This is a genomic window from Cutibacterium sp. KB22876, assembly GCF_059728865.1.
Genome location: NZ_AP040858.1, coordinates 1,219,054 through 1,243,819 on the forward strand (window position 1 = coordinate 1,219,054; position 24,766 = coordinate 1,243,819).

24 protein-coding genes and 1 pseudogene are annotated in these 24,766 nt (G+C 62.3%); 18 read left to right on the plus strand and 7 right to left on the minus strand.

Translation table 11 applies throughout. The features are described from left to right. Nucleotides 1-2: 2 nt before the first annotated feature. A complete protein-coding gene (uppS, locus tag AC6I1W_RS05615; RefSeq protein WP_016667142.1) occupies nucleotides 3-824 on the minus strand; it encodes a polyprenyl diphosphate synthase in 822 nt (273 codons plus the stop codon). Between the two features lie 149 nt (nucleotides 825-973). Between uppS and trhA the strand changes: the two genes are divergently transcribed. The 3 genes from trhA (at nucleotide 974) to AC6I1W_RS05630 (ending at nucleotide 3,732) form a co-directional block, all read left to right on the plus strand. After that, on the plus strand, nucleotides 974-1,642 hold the full coding sequence (trhA, locus tag AC6I1W_RS05620) for a PAQR family membrane homeostasis protein TrhA (protein ID WP_063279717.1): 669 nt from the start codon (nucleotides 974-976) through the stop codon (nucleotides 1,640-1,642). A 116-nt stretch (nucleotides 1,643-1,758) separates the two neighbouring features. Beyond that, nucleotides 1,759-3,138, plus strand: a complete 1,380-nt coding sequence (gene phoH2 / locus AC6I1W_RS05625) for an RNA 5'-3' helicase PhoH2 (RefSeq protein WP_021108787.1) — start codon at nucleotides 1,759-1,761, stop codon at nucleotides 3,136-3,138. A 78-nt stretch (nucleotides 3,139-3,216) separates the two neighbouring features. Further along, nucleotides 3,217-3,732, plus strand: coding sequence for a DUF4245 domain-containing protein (locus AC6I1W_RS05630; RefSeq protein WP_065673712.1), 516 nt, complete (start codon nucleotides 3,217-3,219; stop codon nucleotides 3,730-3,732). 6 nt (nucleotides 3,733-3,738) lie between these two features. Here AC6I1W_RS05630 and AC6I1W_RS05635 read toward each other — a convergent pair whose 3' ends face one another. The 3 genes from AC6I1W_RS05635 to AC6I1W_RS05645 form a co-directional block, all read right to left on the minus strand. After that, nucleotides 3,739-3,990 carry an exodeoxyribonuclease VII small subunit gene (locus AC6I1W_RS05635; RefSeq protein WP_117188473.1) on the minus strand — a complete coding sequence of 84 codons (252 nt, stop codon included), beginning with the start codon at nucleotides 3,988-3,990 and terminating at the stop codon, nucleotides 3,739-3,741. Then, on the minus strand, nucleotides 3,987-5,234 hold the full coding sequence (gene xseA / locus AC6I1W_RS05640; RefSeq protein ID WP_493536917.1) for an exodeoxyribonuclease VII large subunit: 1,248 nt from the start codon (nucleotides 5,232-5,234) through the stop codon (nucleotides 3,987-3,989). The genes AC6I1W_RS05635 and xseA overlap by 4 nt, the downstream gene beginning before the upstream one ends. 236 nt (nucleotides 5,235-5,470) lie before the next feature. Next, nucleotides 5,471-8,275 (minus strand): bifunctional YncE/alkaline phosphatase family protein, encoded by a 2,805-nt coding sequence (locus AC6I1W_RS05645; RefSeq protein WP_117188471.1) that lies wholly within the window; start codon nucleotides 8,273-8,275, stop codon nucleotides 5,471-5,473. 148 nt (nucleotides 8,276-8,423) lie between these two features. Between AC6I1W_RS05645 and AC6I1W_RS05650 the strand changes: the two genes are divergently transcribed. Then, nucleotides 8,424-9,395, plus strand: coding sequence for a 4-hydroxy-3-methylbut-2-enyl diphosphate reductase (locus tag AC6I1W_RS05650; RefSeq protein WP_117188470.1), 972 nt, complete (start codon nucleotides 8,424-8,426; stop codon nucleotides 9,393-9,395). Here the strand turns inward: AC6I1W_RS05650 and AC6I1W_RS05655 are convergent. Beyond that, on the minus strand, nucleotides 9,339-10,625 hold the full coding sequence (locus AC6I1W_RS05655; RefSeq protein ID WP_117188469.1) for a DNA recombination protein RmuC: 1,287 nt from the start codon (nucleotides 10,623-10,625) through the stop codon (nucleotides 9,339-9,341). The two genes, AC6I1W_RS05650 and AC6I1W_RS05655, sit on opposite strands and share 57 nt — an antisense overlap. Nucleotides 10,626-10,703: 78 nt before the next feature. On the opposite strand from AC6I1W_RS05655, the gene AC6I1W_RS05660 reads away from it, so the two are divergent. The 12 genes and pseudogenes from AC6I1W_RS05660 (at nucleotide 10,704) to AC6I1W_RS05715 (ending at nucleotide 20,850) form a co-directional block, all read left to right on the plus strand. Continuing rightward, complete coding sequence (locus tag AC6I1W_RS05660; RefSeq protein ID WP_117188467.1) at nucleotides 10,704-11,984, plus strand: M18 family aminopeptidase; 1,281 nt, start codon at nucleotides 10,704-10,706, stop codon at nucleotides 11,982-11,984. Nucleotides 11,985-12,038: 54 nt separating this feature from the next. Further along, nucleotides 12,039-13,130, plus strand: a complete 1,092-nt coding sequence (ychF, locus tag AC6I1W_RS05665; RefSeq protein ID WP_270237441.1) for a redox-regulated ATPase YchF — start codon at nucleotides 12,039-12,041, stop codon at nucleotides 13,128-13,130. Next, a complete protein-coding gene (locus AC6I1W_RS05670; RefSeq protein WP_333490153.1) occupies nucleotides 13,130-14,209 on the plus strand; it encodes a DNA-methyltransferase in 1,080 nt (359 codons plus the stop codon). The genes ychF and AC6I1W_RS05670 overlap by 1 nt, the downstream gene beginning before the upstream one ends. Then, nucleotides 14,202-15,077: a NotI family restriction endonuclease gene (locus AC6I1W_RS05675; RefSeq protein WP_284950901.1), complete on the plus strand. Its 876-nt coding sequence runs from the start codon at nucleotides 14,202-14,204 to the stop codon at nucleotides 15,075-15,077. The genes AC6I1W_RS05670 and AC6I1W_RS05675 overlap by 8 nt, the downstream gene beginning before the upstream one ends. 111 nt (nucleotides 15,078-15,188) lie before the next feature. Then, a complete protein-coding gene (locus AC6I1W_RS05680; RefSeq protein WP_270237527.1) occupies nucleotides 15,189-16,733 on the plus strand; it encodes a recombinase family protein in 1,545 nt (514 codons plus the stop codon). Between the two features lie 317 nt (nucleotides 16,734-17,050). Further along, nucleotides 17,051-18,278 (plus strand): annotated as a pseudogene (locus AC6I1W_RS05685) (IS110 family RNA-guided transposase). A gap of 116 nt (nucleotides 18,279-18,394) precedes the next feature. After that, a complete protein-coding gene (locus AC6I1W_RS05690) occupies nucleotides 18,395-18,529 on the plus strand; it encodes a type II toxin-antitoxin system RelE/ParE family toxin (protein ID WP_270237511.1) in 135 nt (44 codons plus the stop codon). A gap of 144 nt (nucleotides 18,530-18,673) precedes the next feature. Then, nucleotides 18,674-18,871: a HigA family addiction module antitoxin gene (locus AC6I1W_RS05695; protein ID WP_431831003.1), complete on the plus strand. Its 198-nt coding sequence runs from the start codon at nucleotides 18,674-18,676 to the stop codon at nucleotides 18,869-18,871. A gap of 105 nt (nucleotides 18,872-18,976) precedes the next feature. Further along, nucleotides 18,977-19,456, plus strand: a complete 480-nt coding sequence (locus AC6I1W_RS05700) for a GNAT family N-acetyltransferase (RefSeq protein ID WP_023035070.1) — start codon at nucleotides 18,977-18,979, stop codon at nucleotides 19,454-19,456. A 438-nt stretch (nucleotides 19,457-19,894) separates the two neighbouring features. Next, nucleotides 19,895-20,023, plus strand: coding sequence for a hypothetical protein (locus AC6I1W_RS05705; protein ID WP_256998436.1), 129 nt, complete (start codon nucleotides 19,895-19,897; stop codon nucleotides 20,021-20,023). Between the two features lie 252 nt (nucleotides 20,024-20,275). Continuing rightward, nucleotides 20,276-20,473: a CopG family transcriptional regulator gene (locus AC6I1W_RS05710; RefSeq protein WP_270237516.1), complete on the plus strand. Its 198-nt coding sequence runs from the start codon at nucleotides 20,276-20,278 to the stop codon at nucleotides 20,471-20,473. Next, complete coding sequence (locus AC6I1W_RS05715) at nucleotides 20,470-20,850, plus strand: type II toxin-antitoxin system death-on-curing family toxin (protein ID WP_270237513.1); 381 nt, start codon at nucleotides 20,470-20,472, stop codon at nucleotides 20,848-20,850. Before AC6I1W_RS05710 ends, AC6I1W_RS05715 begins: the two co-directional genes overlap by 4 nt. Nucleotides 20,851-21,463: 613 nt before the next feature. On the opposite strand, the gene AC6I1W_RS05720 is transcribed toward AC6I1W_RS05715, so the two are convergent. Beyond that, nucleotides 21,464-21,670 (minus strand): cold-shock protein, encoded by a 207-nt coding sequence (locus AC6I1W_RS05720; RefSeq protein ID WP_004811983.1) that lies wholly within the window; start codon nucleotides 21,668-21,670, stop codon nucleotides 21,464-21,466. 229 nt (nucleotides 21,671-21,899) lie between these two features. Here AC6I1W_RS05720 and AC6I1W_RS05725 point away from each other — a divergent pair, with 229 nt between their 5' ends. Together AC6I1W_RS05725 and AC6I1W_RS05730 are read left to right on the plus strand one after the other, a co-directional pair. Further along, nucleotides 21,900-22,469 (plus strand): class I SAM-dependent methyltransferase, encoded by a 570-nt coding sequence (locus tag AC6I1W_RS05725; protein WP_256998435.1) that lies wholly within the window; start codon nucleotides 21,900-21,902, stop codon nucleotides 22,467-22,469. Between the two features lie 516 nt (nucleotides 22,470-22,985). Further along, on the plus strand, nucleotides 22,986-23,480 hold the full coding sequence (locus tag AC6I1W_RS05730; RefSeq protein ID WP_419762723.1) for an HNH endonuclease: 495 nt from the start codon (nucleotides 22,986-22,988) through the stop codon (nucleotides 23,478-23,480). 141 nt (nucleotides 23,481-23,621) lie between these two features. Here AC6I1W_RS05730 and AC6I1W_RS05735 read toward each other — a convergent pair whose 3' ends face one another. Beyond that, on the minus strand, nucleotides 23,622-24,641 hold the full coding sequence (locus tag AC6I1W_RS05735) for a Fic family protein (RefSeq protein ID WP_249361169.1): 1,020 nt from the start codon (nucleotides 24,639-24,641) through the stop codon (nucleotides 23,622-23,624). Between the last annotated feature and the right edge of the window lie 125 nt (nucleotides 24,642-24,766).

Below are 24,766 nucleotides of genomic sequence, written 5' to 3' on the forward strand. Positions count from 1 at the left end.
GGTCAGCGGCCGTAGCGTCGCTCCCGCTGGGTGAAGGAGCGGAGGGCCCGCAGGAAGTCGACCTTGCGGAAGTCGGGCCACAATGCCTCGCAGAAGTAGAACTCGGAGTGGGCACTCTGCCACATGAGGAAGCCCGACAGTCGCTGCTCGCCCGAGGTGCGGATGATGAGATCTGGATCGGGTTGGCCGCGGGTGTAGAGGTGGTCCTCGATCTGGTCGATCTCGAGGGTCTCCGCTAGATCGGCCAGGCTGGTGCCCTTCTCGGCCTCCTCGGCAAGTAGTGAGCGGACGGCGTCGCGCAGCTCGTGACGACCGCCATAAGCCACCGCGACGTTGATGTGCATGCCGACGTGGTCGGCCGAGTTGCGACCGGCGCGGCAGAGGGACTCGGCCATCTCGGCGGGTAGCAGATCGAGGTCTCCGACGGCCTGGACCCGCCAGCGTGGATTCTCTGCCAGGGAGCCGACGAGGGACTCGATGACCTTGAGGAGGGGTCCAAGTTCGCCGGTTTCCGCGCGTTGCAGGTTGTCGGTCGACAGCACCCACAGTGTGATGATCGGGATACCGACGGCGTCGCACCAGGCGCAGAACTCTCGGAGGCGATCCGCGCCCGCCTCGTAACCGGCCACCAAGGGCTGTCCAGGTGCGTTGAGACGAGCCCAACGACGGTTGCCGTCAGCCAGTACGGCGACGTGCTGGGGCAGACGACTGCGATCGAGCTGGTCGAGCAGTCGCGCTTCGTAGGTGGTGTACAGCAGTCCGGACGGGTGCATGCGGTCGAGGGTCTCACTGACCTTCGACAGACGGTTGTCCAGGCTGCTCATGGGTCCAGATTAGTCAGTGCTCGGTACAAACGGTCCGCAATTCACGCGGTGAGGCCGAGATCGAGTCGTGGGCAGGCCTCGTTGGCAGGGTAGGGTGGCGGCAGAACCTACCGAACCGTAGGTTTTGTCGAGGAGGAGGACCGCAGGCTATGTCGCGTCAAGGCAACAGCGGCGAGAATCGTGGCACGGTGCTCCCCAAACCGAGGTTGCGCGGATGGGTTCACACCGTCATGGCGCCGCTGATCTTGCTGGCCGGGGTTGGCCTCATGGTCGTCACGCCGACGTGGGGGAACCGGTTCGCCGTCGCGATCTGGATGCTCACCGGGTTGGAGCTCTTTGGCAATTCGGCGATCTATCACCGGGTGCCGTGGGGTGAGAAGATCAAGGACGTCCTGCGACGCATCGACCACGCCAACATCGCGGTGTTCATCGCTGGCACGTACACCCCGCTGGCCGTCTCGCTGACGACGGGTGCCTCCAGGGTAATCCTGTTGTCGATCATCTGGGCCTGCGCCCTGCTCGGAGTGGCCTTCCGGTTCGTGTGGAATGGCGTGCCCAGGTGGGCCTCGACGATCCTCTACGTCTTCATGGGATGGACAGCCTTGTGGTGGCTGCCGCAGTTCTGGCGCGTGGGAGGGCCAGCAGTCGTCATCCTGATCCTCGTCGGAGGGGTGTTCTACACCGTCGGAGCAGTCGCTTACGCCCGTCAGAAGCCCAATCCGTCACCCACCTGGTTCGGCTTCCACGAGGTCTTCCACAGCTGCACTGCGGTGGCCGCGATCTGTCATGCGGTTGCCATCGGTCTTGCCGTCATCTGACCGGCTGGTGAACTCTGGATGAATGGCCGAATCGCACACTCCGGTTCCACCTGTCGGGCTCTAGGTTTGATGTCAGAGGGGCCGCTTCCGACGCCTCGACGACGTTTCCTTCCTCGATGCGACCTCTCATGTCACGGGAGGTTTTCGTGTCCGTCCGTCCAGAAGGCTCCGAGCGAGCCCACAGCCCGATTCCGGCGGCACCTGAGGGGAGGCGGACCTACGTCATCGACACATCGGTGCTGTTGTCGGATCCTCGTGCCCTGCTCAACTTCGCCGAGCATCACGTGGTGGTGCCGATCGTCGTCATCACCGAGTTGGAGGGCAAACGCCACCACCCGGAATTGGGACATTTCGCCCGCGCAGCGTTGCGCATCCTCGACAAGTTGCGACTCGACAACGGTGGCCTCGTCGGGCCGGTGCCGGTCAACGATGAGGGAGGCGAACTGCTCGTTGAGCTCAACCACTCCGACCCGAATTGCTTGCCCGACGGCTTCCGTCTCGGTGACAACGACACCCGGATCCTGGCGGTTGCCCAGAACTACCGGCTGGCCGGGCACTCCGTCGTCCTGGTGACGAAGGACCTGCCGTTGCGGGTCAAGGCCTCGGCCATCGGTCTGGAAGCAGAGGAATACCGGCACGAACTCGTCCCGGACAGCGGATGGACCGGCATGGTCAATCTCGAGGTCCCCGACGAGATGATCTCGGCCCTCTACGAGGAGGGACACGTCGTCGACTCGATCTTCGACGAGATCCCGGTGCACGCCGGACTCGTGCTGGACGGCCCGAACGGCAGTGCTCTGGCCCGACGGATGCCGGACGCCTCGGCTCGGCTCATCCCCAATGACCAGGAAGCGTTCGGGATCCGTGGTCGCTCGGCTGAGCAGCGGGTTGCCCTCGACATGCTGCTGGACCCTCAGGTCGGCATCGTCTCCATGGGAGGGCATGCCGGTACCGGAAAGTCGGCGTTGGCGTTGTGCGCAGGGCTTGAGGCGGTGCTGGAGCGACAACTCCACAAGAAGGTCATGGTCTTCCGGCCGTTGTATGCCGTCGGTGGCCAGGATCTGGGCTACCTGCCCGGTGACGAGGGGGAGAAGATGGCCCCGTGGGGTCAGGCGGTTCTGGACACCCTCACCAGCGTGACGAACAATTACGTCATCGAGGAGGTCATGTCGCGTGGCATGTTGGAGATCCTGCCGCTGACGCACATCCGCGGCCGTTCCCTCCATGACGCCTTCGTCATCGTCGACGAGGCCCAGTCCCTGGAACGTAACGTGCTGCTGACGGTGCTCTCGCGAATCGGGCAGAACTCGCGGGTGGTGCTCACCCACGACGTCGCCCAGCGGGACAACCTCCGGGTAGGTCGTTATGACGGTGTGGCAGCCGTCATCGAGAGGCTGCGAGGACACGATCTGTTCGGCCACGTGACCCTCACCAGGTCGGAGCGTTCGCCCGTCGCCGCGCTGGTGACTAGCCTGATGGAGGACATGGTCGGTTGATCAGCTGAGGCGACGCCGCGCGACGCATCTGCAACAATCTGGAGCGTGGCACCCAATCCCAGAGCCGGCATCAAGGACATGTTCCTGTCCTTGGCTGTCATCCTCGTCCCCGTGTTGCTCATCGTGTGGTTCTTCACCAGGACCCCTGACGAGCCGAACATCCAGAAGATTGACTGGAAGCCCGTGGCGACGTCGGCGCGCACCCATGCCGGGTACCCGGTGCTGGCTCCCAAGGAGGTGCCCGAGGACTGGCGGCCCACCAAGGCGAGGTATGCCAACAAAGGGGATCGATGGGTGGGAAACACCATCTCCGCGGGGAACAGGTGGGAACTGGGATTCCTCACCAGCGAGAACATCTACCTGGCCGTGAACCAGTCCGACGAGCCTGCCAAGGCTTACATCGCCTCGGTGACGAGATCAGCCACCGAGGATGGGAAGGTCAAGGCGGGTCAGTACACCTGGACGAAGATGGTCAGCCCGGATGGCCGTACCCGTGCCCTGGTGACGAAGGTCGGTTCCTCGGCGGCTGTCATCGTCGCGGATGCTGACTATCAGGTTCTCACTGACTACGCGGGGATGCTGAAGACGCTCTGACCCCCGTCAGGCCCGGGAGTCCTCGGCCTCAGAGCGTGCCGCTCCGATACGGGCGCGAGCCCCGTCGAGCCAGGTCTGGCAGATGTCGGCGAGCTTCTCGCCACGTTCCCACAGCTTCATGGTCTCGGCCAGGGAGATGCCGCCGGACTCCAGTCGGGTGACGATGCCAATCAGTTCGTCGCGGGCAGCTTCGTATGGGATCTCGGGCTCCTCGGAGGTGGGCTTCTCGGGTGCCGACTCGGACTTCTTCTCGCTCATGAATCCTCCTGGGACGGTGGTTGGTTGGGGGTACGTCGGTCGAGGGAATCGACGGTGACGACGAGGGTGCCGTCGGACAGGTAGACCGACAGATTCGCTCCCGGATCGGTGTCATCGACGGAGGTGATGGAGTCGCCCTCGGAGTCGGCAAGGATGGCGTAGCCGCGATCCAAAGTGGCCTTGGGAGACATGGCGCGCACTCTCTCGAGCATGTGATCGACGTCGCGGCTCTCGGCGTCCAGGGCTCGATTGGTCGCGAGGCGAAGACGCTGCAGGGCCGAGTCGAGTTTCTCGGCGGTGATGTCGAGGGTGGCCGTGGGATTAACCATCACCGGTCGGGACCGCACCTGGGTGAGATGGGCCGTCTCGACGTCGACAAACCTCGTGACGGCTTGGCGAAGTCGGGTTCTGGCCATCTCGATGGCCTGGGACTCCTCCGTGGCGTCCGGGACAATGAGTTTGCCGGCATCTGTCGGTGTGGAGGCTCGTAGGTCGGCGACGAGGTCGAGGATGGGGTTGTCGCGCTCGTGGCCGATGGCCGAGACGACCGGAGTCTTGGTGGCGTAGACCGCTCGTACCAGGGCCTCGTCGCTGAAGGGGAGGAGGTCCTCCAGGGAACCGCCGCCGCGGGCGATGACGATGACGTCGACGGCGGGGTCGGCGTCGAGCTTGGCCAGGGCCGCGATGACCTGCTGGGCTGCCGTGGGGCCTTGGACCAAGGTGTTGCGCACCACGAAACGGGCGGCAGGCCAGCGAAGGGTGGCATGTCGTTGAACATCTCGTTCGGCGTCCGAGCCGGCTCCCGTGATGAGGCCAATACTGCGTGGCAGGACAGGGATGGGCTTGTGAAGGGTGACGTCGAAGAGCCCCTCGGCCTCCAGCAGGCGTTTGCGTCTCTCCAGCTGAGCGAGCAGCTGGCCCTCGCCGGTGGGAGTGATCTCGGAGACCTCGAAGGAGAGTCGGCCGCTGCGTGACCAGACCGTCGGGCGGATGAGGGCGGTGACCGTCATGCCCGACTCGATGGGCCCAGCGGCGTCGAGGACTCGTCGATGACAGGTCGCGGTGGCAGAGATCTCCTCGGTGGGATCGCGCAGGGTGAGGAACTGAGTGGGACCGGAACGACGGGTGACCTCGATGACCTGGGCCTGGACCCAAATGGCCCCGCAGCGTTCCACCCACCCCTTGACGGCGTTGACGACCCACGCCAGGGAGCGAGGGTTGTCAGCGGTGTTCGGCTCTGCCATGGGCGACACGCTATCCGAGGACAGCGACGGTCTGCAGGGAGTGGACCGGGCGCGAGGTGTCCTCTCGACCCCGCGGCGAAGAGGCGACACAGGTATGACGGGAATCGCATACGGCGTCGTGTCTTGAGGGCTTCTGGGGCTGATGACATGGTGATCCACCCGTCACAAAGTCCGAGCCGTCTCCCATGGTGGCAGACGGCCCGGACTACGTGCGTAGATGGGATCAACTCATCTGATCAGGCTCCGGTGCGCGGCAGAGCGTGGCCTCCGCCGTTGTTCCCACCGCTGCTGGCAGAAGGAGCGGCTGTGGTCGGGACAGGGGCACCAGGCTTGGGAGTCGGGGTAGGCGTCGGCTTCGGCGAAGGCTTCGGAGCGCAGGGGTCGATGCCCTTGGCAGGGTCGAACCTCTCGTCGTCACCGTCCGGGGTCCACACCGGGAATCCCCGGGAGTCCTTCGAGTAGCTGCCCACCTCGTCGAGGTCGACGTCTCCGGGCTTGACCTCCTCACCCTCGTCGTCGTCATCGTCGTCATAGATCGGAGGGCCGGACTGGATGACGGAGTGCTTGGGCTCGGGCATCGTGGAGTCAGCACCCTTGACGGCCTTCCAAATGGCCTTGTTGAAGACCTGCTCGTCGATGGTGTCCTCCTTCTCGGTGCTCTGCTCACCGGATTCCTTAGCCAACGGGGCATCAGGTCCGTTGACCTTCGTCATGTCGTAGGAGGGACGAACAGCCGTGTAAGGCTTGAAGTTGGGCTTGTCGGTGAAGGCACCCGACATCGGGGTGGAGAAGGCGTCGAACTGGGTCAGCGGCCCAATGCCGAGGATCCCCTCCATGGTGCGCAGCATCGACACCGTCGAGTAGAAGGTGGAATCGACCCCGCCGGTACGAGTGTACGGGCTGATGACCTCACCGATGGTGCGGTGTGCGTCGACATGGTCGGGGCCGTTCTGGGCGTCATCCTCGGTGAGGAAGATCGCGGTGTCCTTCCAGATGGGGGACTTGGAGACGGCCTCGACGAGCTGACCGACGGCCTGGTCGTTGTCGGCGACATAGGCCTGCGGGGTCGGGGCGCCAACCTTGGTGGCCTGGGTGTGGTCATTGCCCAGCCGGATGAATTGGACCGTCGGAACGGTGCCGTTTTCCACCTGCTTGTCGAAGTCGGACTTCCATTCGTCGACGCGGGACTTCGGACCGCAGTTCTTGGCCATCGGCTTGAAGGAGTTTGCCGAGTCAGGGCAGGCAAGGGACCAGCCGATGTAGTCGTGGTCGGTGTTCGGGTCGAGCACCTCCTTGTCGGCCGCGTGAGCCTTTCCGTTCTTGTCACGCTGGGTGTAGAAGCCGTAGTTGCGGAAGCTGATGTTGTTCTTCGACAGGTGCTCCCAGAAGTAGGCGTCATGCTCCTTGGCGCGAGCCTCCGGGTCATTGTGTTCGCTGGGGTACGGTGCGCCGCGTCCGGAGTAGTTGGACGGCCACATCTCCTCCGACCAAGGGTTCGAGTTGGCCTGGGAGACCCAGTTCCAGCCGTTGGCCGAGACCTCGGCGTCAGCGTAGAAGTTGTCGAAGGTGACGAACTGACGTGCCAGGGCTCGGGTGTTCGGGGCTGATTCCTCGCCGAAGAGGTTGAGGGTGGGATCGCCGTTGCCGCGGCCGTTGGAGCCCAGCTCCTGATCGAAGGTGCGGTTCTCGCGCACGACGTAGATGACGTGCTTGATCTTGCTCGACTTCGTGCCGATCTGGTTGGGGACGACGCTGCTACGAGCCGCATCATTGGCGGTGTTGTTCTTCTCGACAGTGGCCGTTTGCTTGGCCAGGGTGGCGGCGTCAGGTTCAGCGATGGTTGAGAGAAGGCCCTTGATCATGGACCCGGAGTACTGGTCCTCCGAGGTGCCGTTGGGATCGGTTGGGTTCGGGTGGCCGGGGCCGTTGTTCGGGCCGGCGCCCAGCCCCTTGGCCGAGATGATGCTTAGTTTGCCGTCATGGTTGACGATCTGGGTCGGGTACCAGCCGGTCGGGATGTCTCCGGCGACTTTGTGAGTCACGGTGTTGATGACGGCGACCTCATTGTGACCGGAATTGGTGACGTAGAGACGCTTGCCATCCTTGGAGAGGGTCAGGCCGGTGGGATTGGCGCCGACGAGTTTGGAGCCGTTGCGGTTGACGGGAATGGTGGCCGTCTGGTGATGGGAGGCCACGTCGACGACCGAGATGGTGTCGGCATCTCCGTTGGCGACGTAGAGGGTCTTGCCGTCAGGTGTCAGTACTGACTTGTTGGGGTGGAATCCCACATCGATCTTGTGGGTGGCCAAGGGCTGGGACTTCGTGATGTCGACCTCGGCGACGTCCGACCCGCCCTGGGAGGAGACGAAGGCCTTGGTGGAATCCTTGGAGAGGGTGACCCAGACCGGACGGTGGCCGATGTGGGTGGTCTGCACCTTGTTGGTGGCCAGGTCGATGACCGAGACCGCATCGGCAAGCTGGTCTGCCACGACGAGGCGCTTGCTGTCCTTCGTGACGGCCAGGCCGGCTGGGTAGAGGTTGACCTTCTTGCGCTTCGGGCTGATGACCGGCATCTGGATGGCCGTGGTCTCCACGAGCTTGCCGCAGTCGAAGTGGTACGTGCGGATCTTGTGGTTGCCGGCGGCACTGGCGAACAGGTGCTTGCCGTCAGGGCTGAAGGCCAGGCCCATGTACAGGCTCTCGGGAGACTTGTAGGGGATGGTCTGTACGACCTTGCCAGAAGCAGTTTCAACGACCTGCAAGGACTGGGTTCCCTGGCCGTTGTTGCTGATGACGAGGTACTTGCCATCGGGGGAGAGGACCTCGTTGAGGGGGAGGTCACCGAGGGTGGTGAGCTGACCGGCTGGGGTCAGAAGCTGACCGACAGTGGTGCGGCCGGTGGATCCCGAGGTGGGGCCGGCCTTCTCGTCGCTCGGGGCTGCGTTGGCCGGGGCGAAGGTGACGGTTGTTGCGATTGCGGTGAGGAGGACGCACGCCGAGGCGAGGCCACGACGCAGTCTTGTGGATGCGGCATCACTCATGGTTCAGAACTTAGGAATTCGAAGTGGCAGATGACGGCCGTGAATGTGCACCTTCGAAGAACTTTGGGTGAACGTGGCTACGGTGAGTCCTCGATGGGCGAACTCGAGGAGATTCGCCAGATGATGGCGTACCCGTAGACTCGGAGCCATGGCTGTTTCGGGGGCTGACACTGACAAGAGGCTGTTTCTCGCCGCACCGCGCGGTTACTGCGCGGGCGTTGATCGTGCGGTCGTGACCGTCGAGAAGGCGTTGGAGGCCTACGGTGCGCCGGTGTACGTGCGCAAGCAGATCGTGCACAACCGTCACGTCGTGGAGACCCTGGAGGAGCGCGGTGCCATCTTCGTCGACGAGCTCGACGAGGTGCCCGATGACGCCTTGGTGGTCTTCTCGGCCCACGGCGTCTCTCCCCAAGTCAAGAACGAAGCGGCCAATCGTGGTCTGCGGACCATTGATGCCACCTGCCCGCTGGTGACGAAGGTGCATCACGAGGCCAAGAGGTTCGCCAACGACGACACCCAGATCCTGCTCATCGGCCACGCCGGCCACGAGGAGGTCGAGGGGACGACGGGTGAGGCTCCCGAGAACATCACTCTTGTGCAGACCCCCGAGGACGTCGATGGTCTGCAGCTGGACCCTGATCGTCCGGTGGCGTGGCTGTCCCAGACGACCCTGAGCGTTGACGAGACGGTGGAGACCGTCGACCGGATCCGTCAGCTGCACCCACAGCTCATCAATCCGCCGTCCGACGACATCTGCTACGCCACCCAGAACCGTCAGCATGCCGTCAAGCAGATGGCTCCCAAGTGCGACCTCGTCATCGTGGTGGGGTCGAAGAACTCGTCGAACACCGGCCGCCTGGTCGAGGTCGCCCTCGAGTCGGGGGCCAAGGCGTCCTACCGCGTCGACAATGCCGGTGAGATCGAGGAATCCTGGCTCGACGGGGTCGACAGCGTCGGTGTCACCTCGGGTGCGTCGGTGCCGGAGACCCTCGTCCAGGGGGTGCTTGACCTGCTCACCTCGAAGGGTTGGCCGCAGGCCGAGGAGGAGACCCTCATCGAGGAGTCACTGTCCTTCGCCCTGCCTCCGCAGCTGCGCAAGCGTCGCACGGCCGACAACTGAGGTAGGGGAGTCGTCCTCGCCCTGATGCTCCGTCAGTTCCGGCGCTGTGAGGGGGCGTACTGTCTCCTCGATCGGCGCAGGTGAGGAAATGTCCTCGTCGGTGACCCCGAGATCCTCGAACCGCCGGGCCTGGACGAGAACCCTTGTCTCCATGCCACCCAACAAGGTGTTGTATGCGCGCACCGTCGAGTTGAGGGATCGTCCCATCTTGTCGAGATTTCCGGCCAGGGTTCCGAGTCTCTTGTGCAGGTCGCGTCCCAGTGCGGCGACCTCCGCCGCGGACCGTGCGACGGCTTCCTGACGCCATGCCAGGGCGACCGTTCTCAGCATCGGGATGAGAACTGACGGGCTGGCTAGCACGATTCCACGACGGTTGGCGTACTCGTGCAGATCAGGCATTTCCTGCAGGGCGGCCTGGAGGAAGGCATCGGAGGGCAGGAAGCACACCACGAACTCCGGGGAGTCCAGGTCCGTGCGCCAGTACCCCTTGGCTGATAGCTGGTCGATGTGGGTTCGCACGTGGCGGGCGAACCGCGCCATCTGGGCGTCGTACTCCTCGGGATCCTCGCACTCGGCGGCGTCGAGGAAGGCCGCCAATGGAGTCTTGGCGTCGATGTGGATGCACCGATCACCCGAGAGCCTCACCGTCATGTCGGGACGCTGAGGAGTGCCCTGGGCGGTCGTTGTCTGTTGGGTCTGAAAATCGCAGTGTTCCAGCATTCCGGCCACCTCGGCGGTGCGCTGCAACTGCATCTCGCCCCAGGCGCCGCGCACCTGCGGTTTGCGTAGGGCGGTGACGAGGCTGGCGGTCTCCTTGCGCAGGTTCTCCCCGGCGTTGCTCACCCCGGCGACCTGCTCGCGGAGACTCGCCGTCATGGCTGTGCGTTCTTGTTCCACCTCGGCCAGCCGCCGGTCCAGCCGTTCCAAGGCAAGGGAGACGGGGGCGAGCAGGCGTTGGGCGTCACTCATCGTCCGTTGCGCCGCCCGAGTGGAGCGTTCGTCCTGATCGGCCATGGATTGGGCGGACAGCGCCCGGAACTGTGTGGCCAGGGCGGCACGGTCGGCGGTGACCTTCTCGGCAGCCTCCAGACGCTCGGTGGCAACCTGCGCCGTCGTGGTGGCTTCGGCGACCCGCTGGGAGGCCCTCAACTGGGCGATGAGCCAACCGATACCCACTCCGATGGCCAGACCGATGACCAGACCAATGAGCCCGACAACGATGTTCGTCATGGCACGAGGGTCGCAGCCGCCTCCGACATGGTTGACGACGGTCGTGTTCCACCGTGGAGAACAACGGATGATGGTTGAATGGTCGCCATGGTTGACACCGCGACTTCGGATCACATCCGCGACATCATCTCCTTCGTGGAGGCGTCTCCCACGTCGTATCATGCGGCCGCCGAGCTGGCGCGACGGCTTGACGGGGCCGGGTTCCAGAAGCTTGAGGAGACCGAGTCGTGGTCGTCGGTCGAGGGACGTTGCTACGTGGTCCGTGACGGAGCGGTCATTGCCTGGGTCACCCCGGAGAAGGTCACTGACAAGGTTGGCGTCAGGATCGTCGGCTCCCACACCGACTCCCCGTCCTTCAAGCTCAAGCCGAATGCCACCGTCACCAATCAGGGCTGGCAGCAGGTCGGCATGGAGGTCTACGGCGGTGGTCTGCTGAACTCCTGGCTCGACCGCGACCTCGGCCTGTCCGGCCGTCTCGTCACCAAGGACGGCCAGGTGCGTCTCGTGCGCACCGGCCCGATCCTGCGCATCAGCCAGTTGGCCCCGCACCTGGATAGCACCGTCAGCGATGACCTCACGTTGGATCGTCAGCGTCACCTCATGCCGATCCTGTCGGTGGGTCGCCCCGACCTCGATGTCGAGGACCTGCTGTGTGAGGAGGCTGGCATTAAGCGTTCCGACCTCGCCTTCCACGACGTCTTCGCCCACCTGACCCAGTCCCCGGCCGTCATCGGGCCTTACGGGGAGTTTCTGGCCAGCCAGCGCATGGACAACCTGTCCTCGGTGCACTCCTCGGTGGCCGCCTTCGTCGACGTCACGCCCGCTTACGACGTGGCGCTCATGGCGTGTTTCGATCATGAGGAGGTCGGCTCGTCGACTCGATCCGGCGCCTGCGGACCCTTCCTCGAGGACGTCCTGGTGCGGATTGCTGATGGTCTTGGCATGACGGGCGCGGCTTACCGGGCGATGATCGCGAGGTCGTCGTGCGTGTCCTCGGATGCCGGCCACGGCGTGCATCCCAATTACGTCGAGAAGTTCGATCCGGCCAACCATCCGCTGCTCAACGAGGGTCCGCTGCTCAAGATCAATGCCAACCAGCGGTACGCCACTGATGGTGTCGGCGGGGCGCTGTGGAAGCGTGCTTGTGCGACGGCCGGGGTGCCGACCCAGGAGTTCGTGTCGAACAATTCGGTGCCGTGTGGCTCGACGATTGGGCCGCTGACGGCGACGAGGCTCGGCATGCTGACGGTTGACGTCGGCGTTCCGCTGATGTCGATGCACTCCACCCGCGAGCTCGCCGGTGTCAAGGACCTGGAGTACATCACGGCTGCCCTGGCGGCATACTGGCAGGGAGCCTGAGGCCAGCGGTGTCGCCGTCGCCCTTGTCGGAGGCGGCGACTACCATGGCTCGACGTGGCACTTACGATTGGAATCGTCGGTCTTCCCAACGCCGGCAAGTCGACCCTGTTCAACGCGCTGACCAAGAATGACGTCCTGGCGGCGAACTATCCCTTTGCGACCATTGAGCCGAATGTCGGCGTGGTCGGGGTTCCGGACAAGCGTCTGGATGTGCTGACGGAGATGTTCCACTCCGCCAAGACCATTCCGGCGACGGTGTCCTTCGTCGACATCGCTGGAATCGTCAAGGGCGCCAGCAAGGGCGAGGGGATGGGTAACGAGTTCCTCTCCAACATTCGTGAGGCCGACGCCATCTGCCAGGTGACGAGGTGTTTCGACGACGACGACGTCACCCACGTCAATGGTCACGTGGATCCTTCCGACGACATCGAGACCATCACCACCGAGCTGGTGCTTGCCGACCTGCAGACGATGGAGAAGCAGCTGCCCAAGCTGCAGAAAGAAGCCGCGATCAAGAAGGAGTCGCGCCCCAAGGCCGAGGCGTGGGAGCAGGCCAAGAAGGTGCTCGAGGAAGGCAGGACGATCTTCTCGGCTGGGCTTGATCCCGAGCCGCTGCACGATCTGTTCCTGTTGACGACAAAGCCCTTCATCTACGTCTTCAACTGCGATCAGGATCAGCTGGGTGACGCCGATTTCCAGGCCAAGATGGAGGAGCTGGTTGCTCCCGCTGAGGCGATCTTCCTGGACGCCGAGTTCGAGGCCGAGCTGGCCGAGATGGAGCCCGAGGATGCCGCCGAGTTCCTCGCCGACGCCGGTATCGAGGAGCCCGGTCTGGACAAGCTCGCCCGTGTCGGTTTCGACACCCTCGGTCTGCAGACCTTCCTGACTGCTGGGGACAAGGAGTCCCGAGCTTGGACGATCCGCAAGGGCGACACTGCTCCCGAGGCTGCCGGCGTCATCCACACCGACTTTCAGAAGGGGTTCATCAAGGCCCAGGTGGTGTCCTTCGACGACCTCGTCGAGTTCGGTGGAGAGAAGGAGGCCCAGGCCGCTGGAAAGTTGCGCATGGAAGGCAAGGACTACGTCATGCAGGACGGTGACGTGGTCGAGTTCCGAAGCGGGCTTACATCTGGGGGCAAGAAATAATGTCCGTTGAACTAGCTGATGAGTTGTTCCCCCTAGTGGAAGTCTTCGATCGTGATGGCTGGTTCGACACCTGGGATTCGCGGGTTGCCCTGGTTGCAGGAGATGCTTTGGGGGTGTTGAGAGCTTTACCTAGTAACTCGATCGATATGGTTATGACATCGCCACCATATTGGAATCAACGCCAATATGACGGTGGGGGACTTGGGCTTGAAGCGACTCCTCAGGAGTACCTCAGTAATCTGCTGGAAGTGTTCGCCGAAGTTAAACGAGTTCTTTCTCCTACCGGTAGCTTCTGGCTCAACATCGGGGATTCTTATGCCAAGAAGTCACTGGTAGGAATGCCATGGCGATTAGCTATCGCCATGCTTGATGATCAAGGCTGGATTCTCCGAAACGATGTCGTGTGGTCCAAGCTCAAGGGTGGTGGTTCCGTCCGAGACAGGCTGCGTAGCACCCATGAGATGGTGTTCCACTTCACAAAGAAACCCAAATACTACTTCGACTCGAGCGCTATCCGGAACAAGCCTAGAGCTGCGAAAGTTGTGAATGGGTCCGTCGTATCGGCAACTGGTGTGTCGGGTGTGAGGTACCGGAGGCGTATCGAACTCTCGACTGACCTCAGTGATGCTGAAAAACGTCGTGCCCTGGAGGCGCTTGACGGTGTTCTTGCGCAGGTGGCGTCTGGCGAACTCGCTGATTTCCGTATGGTGATTCGTGGTTCGGGTCAGCGGACGACTCACTCGGATCAGACCTCCGTTTCGGGGCGAGCAAAGCAATTGCGGGACGAAGGTTTCTACTTTCTGAAATACCATCCCGATGGGGCTATGCCCTCAGATGTCTGGGAGATCGTCCCTGAGGATACTCAGAAGCGAGATGCTTCCCATTATGCTGCTTACCCACTCGAATTATGTATGACCCCAATTGCCGCGACTTGCCCACCAGGAGGGGTTGTGCTTGATCCTTTCATTGGTACCGGGACGACAGCTCTCGCCGCAGTGCAGCAAGGGCGTCGAGCGATAGGGATCGATCTGTCCTCCAACTACCTTGATCTAGCGCGAGAGAGGATCGCTCGTGGATAAGATTGTCGAGCTTTTCGGTACCGATACGAGGGCTCAGGGGGTTGACTGGCCTTCCATTGTTGAAGCGCAACAGTGCCCATTTTCTCACAAGAAGTGTTTCAAGACGCGCAAATCTGAACCGGAGATTTCTATTGGCACGTGTACTGTTCTCGCCTCTCGCACAACTGGCGCAGGTCGGTCGTTAGAGCCAGTGATGATTTGCCCCAATAGGCTGACTGACCGTCAGAAAATCTTTACCGACTGCACCCATTTGCTGACCAAGCATCAGCCCGGAAACGACTACCATCTTCTTTCTGAAATTCAGATTCCTGGTGGCAATTTAGACTATGTCCTGGTCTCAGCTAAAGGGCAAAAGGCTGTCGACTTCGTCGGTATTGAACTTCAAACGTTAGATACAACCGGTAGTGTGTGGCCTTCGCGAATGAGCACCCTCAACCGGCTTGGCATCCCTTCCCCTGTGCCCGCGTCTAAGAGCTACGGTATGAACTGGAAGATGACTGCTAAGACCATTCTTGTGCAGATGCATCACAAAGCATCTACCTTCGCGAACATTAATAGGCACCTCGTACTCGTGATCCAAGATCCCCTGCTCGACTATATGCGCAGGGAGTTCAACTTTGATCATTTCGTGGATCCAGCTGATCTCACGGATACAGTTCATTTTCATAGTTACGGGATGCAACCTCTGGTCTCAGGGCAGGTCAGAGCGGGGTTAGAACTTAATACTCGGATTTCAACGGATGTTGCTGGCATAGAGCGGTGCCTAGGTCTGAGAAGCGAATCCGCGATAGAAGAGTCCATCCTTTTGGAACGGATTTCAGCAAAGCTCTCTGAGCGCACGTTGTTTTCACCCCTGTCTAGCTCATAGGTACGTCACCCGCCGGGGGAGCTTCCTCGGGTGAGTTGCGATCCGTTGACTTGTGGCGGAAGAAAAAATCAGTTTCGCACGAGGCTTACATCTGAGGGTAGACATGATGTCATGCTCTCAGCCTCCAGTACCCCTGTGCGCGCCGTGATATACCTGCGCATCTCTCTCGATCGCGAGATGGACGGACTCGCTATTGACCGTCAACGCGAGGATTGCGAGAACCTCGCCAAGTATCGCCGTTGGGAGATCGTCGAGACATATGTTGATCAGTCCATAGCCGCGTCCGATCGGACGAAGAAGCGCCCTGCCTATGAGCGTATGGTCCAGGACTACGAGGCGGGTCTCCTCGACGCGATTGTGTGCTACGACCTTGACCGTCTCACCCGTCAGCCTCGCGAGCTGGAGGACTGGATCGACCGGGCGGAACAGCACGGTCTACTCCTTGTGACCGCGAACGGGGACGCTGACCTCAGCACAGACGGTGGTCGCATGTACGCGCGTATCAAAGCGGCAGTGGCACGTGGCGAGGTCGAGCGCAAGGGAGCCCGTCAGTCCCGTGCTCAACGCCAGCGGGCAGAGCAGGGGAGACCTCCTAAAGGTGTGCGACCCCTCGGCTACCGCACCGATGGCAACGTAATCCCCGCAGAGGCGGAAGTCGTCAAGGGAATTTATGCAGCGTTCTTGCGAGGGAACTCCCTCAACTCCATCGCCCGTGCCCTCAGTGGTGCCGAGGGCGCCGATGTGGCAGCAGGTCTCTCGCACTTCCCCTTGCACAGCAGAACGCTCGTGATCGAGAGGAACGAGAGGCGAGTCGCTGAGGGGAAGGCGGCACGACCGGTGCCTCCAGAGGGCGCGTGGGTAGCCTCAACCATCCTGAGTATTCTCCGGAATCCTCGGTATGCAGGCTATTCAGTGTACACCAAGAAGAAAGCTCGCAAGCTCCCGGTAGGGGAGAGCCGTCGTAAAGCTTTGCGCGACAACATCGTCCGGGACGAGAACAATGAGCCAGTACTCGGCCAGTGGGAACCCCTCATCGAGGCTGACCAGTGGTGGACTGTGCAGAATCTCCTTGACGATCCTGCTCGCGTGACGAACCGAACCGGCTCAACGGTGCGTAAGCATCTTGGAGCCGGCCTGTACCTCTGTGAAGTGTGTGAGAAGCCGATTAGGACCCGGGGCATTTACTATTCGTGCAATGGGGGGCATCTCAACCGAAGTCGAGATGCCATCGACGATTACGTGCGTGCTGTCGTTGTCGAACGCCTCAACCGTAAGGACCTCAACCGACGCAAAAAGCAAGTCGATCCAGATGCAAAGGATGCATACTCACAACGCATCGCCGAGCAGCGAGCTCGCATTGCACGCGCTGAGCGCGACTACGACGCTGAGATCATCGAGGGTGCTGACCTCGCTCGTATTCGAGATGCTGCACGAGCTGAGATACAGCGATTGGAGGCTGAGAGACTCGCCTCCGGAACCGGAGTGATCCTTGGACATATCTTAGGCGTGAAAGATCCTGCACAGGCGTTCCTCGATGCCCCAATGGCTCAGCAGCGCACCTTGATCGACACACTCATGACCGTCACGCTCAAGAAGGCGAAACAGGGGCACAAGGGATTTGATCCGACTTCTGTGGTTATCGAGTGGAAGCAGTAGGACGCTAAGAGCGTCCCGGGTGTTTTGTTGGAGGTCGTCCTGCATGTGAGCGTCGTAACCGAGAATCGGCTGCCCAGGGACCCGTTACCTTGCTGGTGGCCCCGTAAGGAGGGGTCACGGTCGTCGGGCCCGGCATGACTTGCTGCCCCTGTCTCATGAATGATCCGGGGGGTGTTGTCACCGGGCTTGGTGGCGCCAGCCGACCGCTGATAGGGACACGGCCTGCTTCAAAGGTCTCTTCGTAACGTGGGTGCCGGCAGCTGATGCATCACCACCCGGGCGACCGTTCATCTCGGGATGGAAGGATGGCGGTTGTCATGAATCAGGACAGCGGCTTCGACATCTGGTGCGGGCTGGACGTTGGCAAGACCGGCCACCACGCCTGCGCATTGGATGCTGCTGGCCGGAAGGTCTTCGACAAGCCCCTGCCCCAGGACCAGAAGCGCCTCGAGGAACTCTTCGACAAGCTCCAGACCCATGGCCGGGTCCTGGTGATCGTTGACCAGCCGAACACAATCGGAGCACTACCCATCGCGGTCGCCCGGTCCATGGGAATCCAGGTCGCCTACCTGCCCGGGCTGGCCATGCGCCGCGCAGCAGACCTCTACCCGGGCAACGCCAAGACCGACGCCCGCGACGCGTTCGTCATCGCCGACACCGCGAGGACCATGCCCCACACCCTGCGCCGGGTCGACGCCGGCGAGGAAACCCTCGCGGAGCTGAAGGTGTTGGTCGGGTTCGACGAGGACCTCGCCGCCGAAGCGACCCGGCTGTCGAACCGCATCCGAGGATTGCTCACCCAGATCCACCCGGCCCTGGAACGCGTTGTCGGACCCCGGTTGACCACCAAGCAAGGCCTCGCGGTGATCGAGCAGCTCGGCGGGCCCCAGGCCATGGCCGCTGCGTCGAAGTCCAAGCTGCTGCGGGTCATCAGCAAGGCCTACCCGCGCGGCGCCCAAGAGTTCGCCGATGCCATCACCACCGCCCTGGCCGAGCAGACCGTCATCGTTGCCGGAACCGCCGCAGCCGAGCAGGTCCTGCCCCCAACTCGCTGCATCGCTGCGCCAGACGCTGGACCAGCGACACGCACTCGCGGCGCAGATCGAACAGGTTGTTGATGCTCACCCTCTTGCCGAGGTCCTGACCTCGATGCCAGGCGTCGGGGTCAGGACCGCAGCACGGATCCTGCTCGACGTCGGCGACGCCTCCCAATTCCCCACCGCCGGACACCTCGCCGCCTACGCCGGACTCGCCCCAGTCACCCGACGATCCGGAACCAGCATCCGCGGCGAGTTTCCCGCCCGCTCTGGCAACAAACACCTCAAACGAGCCCTGTTCCTGTCCGCCTTCGCCGCACTGCGCTCAGACCCCACCTCCAAGGCCTACTACGACCGCAAACGAGCCCAGGGCAAGAAGCACAACGCCGCCCTCATCTGCTTGTCACGCCGACGCTGTGATGTCCTGTTCGCCATGCTCAAGAACCGGGAGCCCTACCGGGCCCCCACCCCAACGCGAGAGCCATCACCCCTGCCCCTCGCCGCTTGACGGGGAACATAGGGACACGTTATATGCGGGGCGCGTGATCAGATCGTTCGGGAGCAAGGACACCGAGCGGTGTGGCATCGTGAGCGTATGCCCGCCATGATCCCCGAATCCTCCGGGTGGCATTGCGCAAGCTTCGTCAGGTGGGATCTGCGGAGATGGTCGAAGACCTCCGCGTCCCACCCGGTAACCGACTCGAGGCGCTCAAGGGCGACCGAGCTGGTCAGCACAGCATCAGGATCAATGACCAGTGACGGATCTGTTTCAGATGGACAGACGCCGGACCAGAGGAGGTGGAGATCGTTGACTACTACTGACGAGATCGAGCCGATCCATCCGGGAGAAGTTCTCATGGAGGACTTCATTGAGGGCTTCGGATCACACAGCACAAGCTCGCTGTGTCGATAGGTGTGCCGCCGCGGCGGATCAACGAGATCGTGCACGGCAAGCGAGGGATCTCAGCGGACACCGCATTGCGACTCGCGAAGTACTTCGGAACCTCGGCGACATTCTGGACCAATGTGCAGAGCCACTACGAGCTCGACCGTGCGGAAGACGCGGCAGCTGAGCAGATCATGCCGCTGCACGTGGCGTGACTGATGTATGTTGCTGGCGTGGGCTCCAGCAGCGCCTCAAACGCAAGCGGTTATTCGTTTTCACATCGGGCTGTGAGACGGTGGCCATGGCAGAGGAAAAGAAGGATGAACGTGCGAATCGATGTGCTTGACGAGCGCATGGCAGATTGTGTCGCCGGGTGGCTTCATAGTCGCGCAGATGTCATGTTGTTCGGAGGGGCGCGTCTGCCTTTCCCGTTGACCGGGAGGGATCTGCTTGCTACGTCTGACGATGGCTGGGTGGTCTTGGCGATGAAGGTCAACGACATGCTGGTGGCGTCTGGTTCCTACAAGCTCTTGGCTAGTGGTCGGGTTCGAATCGGGCGCATTATCGTGGCCCCGGCCTGTCGTGGGCGAGGTCTGGGACGGGCGACGGTCGTTGGACTGATAGAAACGGCAACGAAAGCCGTTGATGCAAGCGTCGTCGAACTCGGCGTATACCAGCACAATACGAATGCCATCAACCTCTACGAGTCGCTGGGCTTTTGCCAAACTCGCGTTGGCGCTACGACCACTATTGATGGAAAACCCTTTACTGGCATCGAGATGGAATACCGCGTGGCATAAGCGGAATGGTGACTGAATCTGGGCGTGGGGTCCGGAATGTGGGCTTGCTGGCACGCTGGGTTCGATCGGTGATCGCGAATATCAGTTGAGGCTCGTCAGCAGGCGGGCTCGCGGGGCAGCTGCATGGTCGTGGGCCTCGATGAGCATCCGTCGCGACCAGGATCTCGGCCACCCCTCTTGTGCCTGGCAAGCGATCCGGTGTCGAACCTGACATGCACATCGACCGGTAACTACTCACCCGGTGCGACATTGGGGGATATGGCTATCGCCGTGAGCATCGACTGAGACGCGATCAGTCGCGCCGCGAAACGGCACAGCGTCGCGGAACTGGCCGTGTTTGGTCCTGTGGTGTAGGGAGGGCTCGACGCTGACAGTGACGTCGATTTCTTGGTCGGCTTCGTTCCTGGCCAGTCGGATCCTTTTGAGGATTTCTGTGGTTTGCGCGACGAGCTGCGCGGGATTGTCGATCGTGACGTTGACCTTGTCGTGAAGCGATCGATCCGCAACCAGTACTTTCGTGACTCGGCGCTAGCTCAGCCGGAGGCCATCTATGTTGCCGACGTCTAAAGCTCACCTGCGGGACGTGCTGAACTGACTTCGTCGTACTGATCCGGAGACTGCTGACGAGGTGCCAGATCTCGGCCGCAGCGTCGGGATTCCCTGCTCGAACGCGACCAATGATCTCGGTCGTCGGTTGGGACTAGTGGTTGCGTGGTCGTGGTGAGCCGACTCTCACCGGATTCGGAATTCGGCGGAGCTTTGGTGCGGCGGTCTTCCAGCCCGATGGTGATACCACTTTGGTATCATCATCTCGTGGCCATGACGTTGCGGTTGACAGAAGAGGACGAGCGGATTCTCACGCGTCTTGCCGAGGATGACGGGATCAGTCGCCAGGAGGCGACGATTCGCGCGATCCATGAGGTGGCGGCGCGGAGGGGGCACACGAAGGATGTGGCTGACGCCTCGGCGAGGGCGCGGGCTCGGTATGCCGATGTCCTTGATCGGCTGGGTCGATGACCGTTTTTCTCACGGTTGAGGACCTTATGGCCTTGGTTGAAGACTTGGGGGTTGGTCCGGTACGTGATGTTGGTTTGCTTGAGTCTGCGGCGGCGCGTCCACGCACCTCGCTGTGGGGCGGTGATGCCTATCCAACACTGGGGTCCAAGGCTGCGGCTCTCCTGGACTCTCTGGTGAACAATCATGCGCTGGTGGACGGCAACAAGCGGTTGGGATGGTTGGCGACGGTGGTGTTCTTGGACCTCAATGGCTGGTGGGTGGAAGCTCCGGACGACGATGCATACAACCTCGTCATCGCCGTGGCGAGTGGTAGGGCTGATCTGGATGAGGCTGCTGCGTCGCTTCGGTCGTGGTGCGTTGATCCCAAGTCACGTTAGTTCTGCCCGGAAGCCGGTGGAATTCCGCTTCATCGTGTAATCGAGTTTCGTTTCACGTTTAGATGGGGTCTGAGCTGGGCTTGGGACCTCTGACCTGCTTGTAGTGAGTATGTCAACGGTGGTGGCTGATCCTGACGCCAACTGAACCTGTCCGCCCTTGCCCTGTGAATATGAGATTGGGACCGGAGGCGTCGGGTGGTCGTGGAAGTCGGCGCTGCGGTCCGTCAGATCGATGGCGAGGTAGGCGCCGCCCGAGCGGAGCATTGTGCGCACGCTGGTCATGAGGTGCTCGAGGTCGGCGACGTGGTGCATCGTCATGCGGGTGATCACCAGGTCGTACGCGGGGCTGGGGCGAACCCAGCGCCGGCCACGATCTCCAGGACTTCGTGGATGGCTGAGGGGGTCACCCGCCCATGATGACCACGGGGGCCTCCTTGCGTCGACCTGGCTTGTCGTCCCGGGCGCGGGCGCGCTCGTCGAGCTCGCTGGTCACAGGGAGTGCATCGGCCTCTGGTCGGGCGCGAGGTCCCGGCGGTTGGTGATCTGCTTGCCGAAGGAAAAGCACGAGGCCGCTGCCCCGAAGGGCAGCGGCCTCGCCTAAGATCACGTGATATTAGCGGTTCAAGGTGATGTTGGACGCCTGTGGGCCCTTGGGGCCCTGCTCCACGTCGTACTCAACCTGGTCGCCCTCGTCCAGCGAGCGGTAGCCCGAGGAGTTGATAGCGGAGAAGTGAGCGAAGACGTCGGCGGAGCCGTCGTCGGGCTGGATGAAGCCGTAGCCCTTGTCGGCGTTGAACCACTTAACGGTGCCGGTTGCCATGTTGCAATCCTTCGATTTGTGGAGCGACCGCTTTTCGGCTGCTTCCGGATGTTGCTCTTCACACTTGCCAGAAGGAACTGCTCGGATCCGTGAGAACCCGTCTTGCGTAATGCAAACCAACCCTACTGTCGAACAATGGCTTCAGTCTACATGCTCTGGGGCCGCCCGCTGACCACGGGGCCAAGAAATTGGCTGTGTATTTGGTTCTCAGGTCTATGAAGATGGCTGTATGGCTCAGGAAGAAGACTTTGACGCCAAACCTCGCGCCTTCTACGCGAACTGCTCCGAGGCTGGCTGGCTGCGGGGTCGCCACACCGCCGGGCTGCTGGAATTGGAGGCGACGCGACGCTACCTGAGCTTCATTCCGCCCGAGGCCCGAGTCTTGGACATCGGCGGCGCCACGAGTGTTTATGCCAGTTGGTTGGCGGCGCGCGGTCTCGATGTCATCTTCGTCGATCCGGTACCCGAGCAGGTGGACATGGTCGCGTCGCCGCTGCAGATGATGGGGCGCATGCGCGAACTCGACCGCACTGGCGAGATTCGAGAGTGCCTCACCGAGTTGTCGGCGCACTTGATGACGGTCTTCTTAGGCAGCCCCGGCGTCGCCGGCTGTAAGTCGATGCGCCTTATCCCGGTCGCCGTGCGCGATGTTCTACTGAGGATCTTGGCCTACTGCGACAGGAGAAGTCATTCCTTGTCGTGGTGGAGTTCTGCTTTTCGTCCCGATTTGGCCCTCGGAAGGTCGCTGGAGCGCGGCCACGGCGCTGCCGTCAACATGCTCAGCAGCGGTGCACAGTAGCCTCGTGGTGGGATGCCAACATTTTCCCGTGACGGTCGTTCGGCGGGTCATGGCATTGACGCTGATGGCCTCGTCGTTGTGTACCGGGAGGCGCTTCTGTCCGCGGGATACAGCGTCGACTCGCTTCCGCCATCTTCTAGTGGGACTGGCCGGTCACGGGCTGCAAGTCGTGAGGCTTTCGAGGTCTTTGCTGCCCTGACAGGAGCTCCTGACGTGCTCGCGGTGCTTGAGCTGTTCGCGAGTCAATCTGGCCTGAGGGAACGGGATGACTTCTCGGTGTCCTGTCTGCCTGGCAATGGGCGAGCTCCCAAAGGGAAGTGTCGGGCCTCGGTAGTTTCAGTGGGCTGGGTCGAGGTGCTGGTGGTTGAGTTGGACCGGTCTCATGGTGGACTCGCGCAGGTGTCCGTGTGGGGCGAGCCAAACGAGGACATCACTTGGGCCGCGGAGTTGGCTGGTGTCTCCATCCAGTCGTCCAGACTGGATGGAGACGGGATAGCTCTGAGGCTGCCTGGGGCGATGGCGCTCAAACTCCTATCGGACGACAAGGTGGCGCAGCTTGTTTCACGTCGGATCTCCGCAATTCGCGACCGACGTCGGCGATCGCGTCGACTGGACTGGCACAACTCTTGGCTGTGGGCGTTTCTCGATGCCTGCGTGGCAAGTCCGCGGTCAGGTTGTTCAGTCGATGACTGGGATGTCTCCCGCAGTGATTCTGTAGTTCTCGCTTACCAGCGTAATAGCCAGAGTGATTTCAGGCGACGCCTTCTTGGATCCGGTCCTGTAAAGTGCGCCATCTGTGGCCTGGACCTGCCGGAACTGTTGGAGGCCGCTCACCTTGTGCCCCATGCGCGAGGGGGCAGGGCAAGTCGGGAGAACGGTCGACTCCTGTGTGCAAACCACCATCGGGCCTACGACGCAGGGCTCTACCGATGGACAGGGGAAGAGTTCGAGTGGGCCAGCGCGGGCGAAGAGCCAAATCTCGGCGGGCTCGGACCTTCAAGTCACGGATGATGCCAATCGGCTGCGGAACGTGGTGGTGGAGTTCCGCCTCAACGTCTGACTGTGCTGGATGTGATGATCGGACGGGGCGGTGTGCCTCCCTCTGGTCCGGGCCTAGGGACTCGGGGTGCCCCACCGTGGTGCGGTGGGGCTTCAGTCGGGCAGGGGCGTCTGGAACAGCGTCTGGAGCAGGCGTGTGTTGATGAACACGACGTTTCGGCCGACCTTCTCCTTGACGACCAGCCCCGTGTCAGAGATCTCGGTGAGCCACCGGGCAGCAGTCTGGCGCTTGGCGAGGCCAGCCTCCACGACGTTGTTGATCCTGAGGTAGGGCTGCGAGAACAAGAGCCGGGTGAGCGAGGCAGCCGGAACCTTCGAATTCAGCGCACGGATCTCGGTCTCCATCGTGCCGCGCATCGTGTCGGTGGTCTCGACCAGGTCCAGGGTCCAGCGTGCTGTCGACTCCACGCCGTCCAGCATGAACAGGATCCACGGTTCCCAGGCATCCTCGCGGGTCACGGCGTCCAGTCGTTCGTAATAGGTGTCCTTGTGGCGCATGACGTGTCCGGACAAGTACAGAATGGGTAGCTGCAGTAGGCCGGTCTCGATGAGGATGAGCAAGTTGAGCACTCGTCCGGTGCGTCCGTTGCCGTCGAAGAAGGGGTGGATTGCCTCGAACTGGTAGTGGGACAGCGCCATCACGACGAGCGGGTCCAGTCCGTGGTTGCTGTGCAGGAAGCGCTCCCAGGCTGACAGGTGGTCGAGGATGACGTCCCTGCCCTCGGGCGGGGTGTACATCCGGTTCCCCGTCGTGGGATTGCCGATGTAGGTGCCGGGCTGGTCGCGGATGATGGCCGTTCGCGCGTGGATGTGGGAGCAGACCTCGATTGCGGTCTTGGTGGTGATGGGGCGAGTGGCGAGGGATTCGTGGCCTGCACGGAGTGCCTCTCGGTAGCGGAGGGCCTCCTTGACCTGAGGAGTGACGTCGGGAAGCGCCCCATTGGCCGCCTTGAACAGTTCATCGTTGGTCGTGACGATGTTCTCGATCTCACTGGACGCCTGTGCCTCCATGAGCGGGATCAGGTTGATCAGCATCGTCGGGTCAGGGAGACGCTTGTAGGCGCCGTCGAGACGTGCCAGCGCGCGACTGGCCGTGATCGTTGCCTTGAGCACCGCCGGCGTCTCTACAACGCCCGATGGTGGGAGCGCAGGCAAATCCTGATACGGGCGATCAGGGTGGTTCCACATGGTCACAGCGTAACCAGATCCAATAAACGTGTCGAAGAAAGTGAAGAATC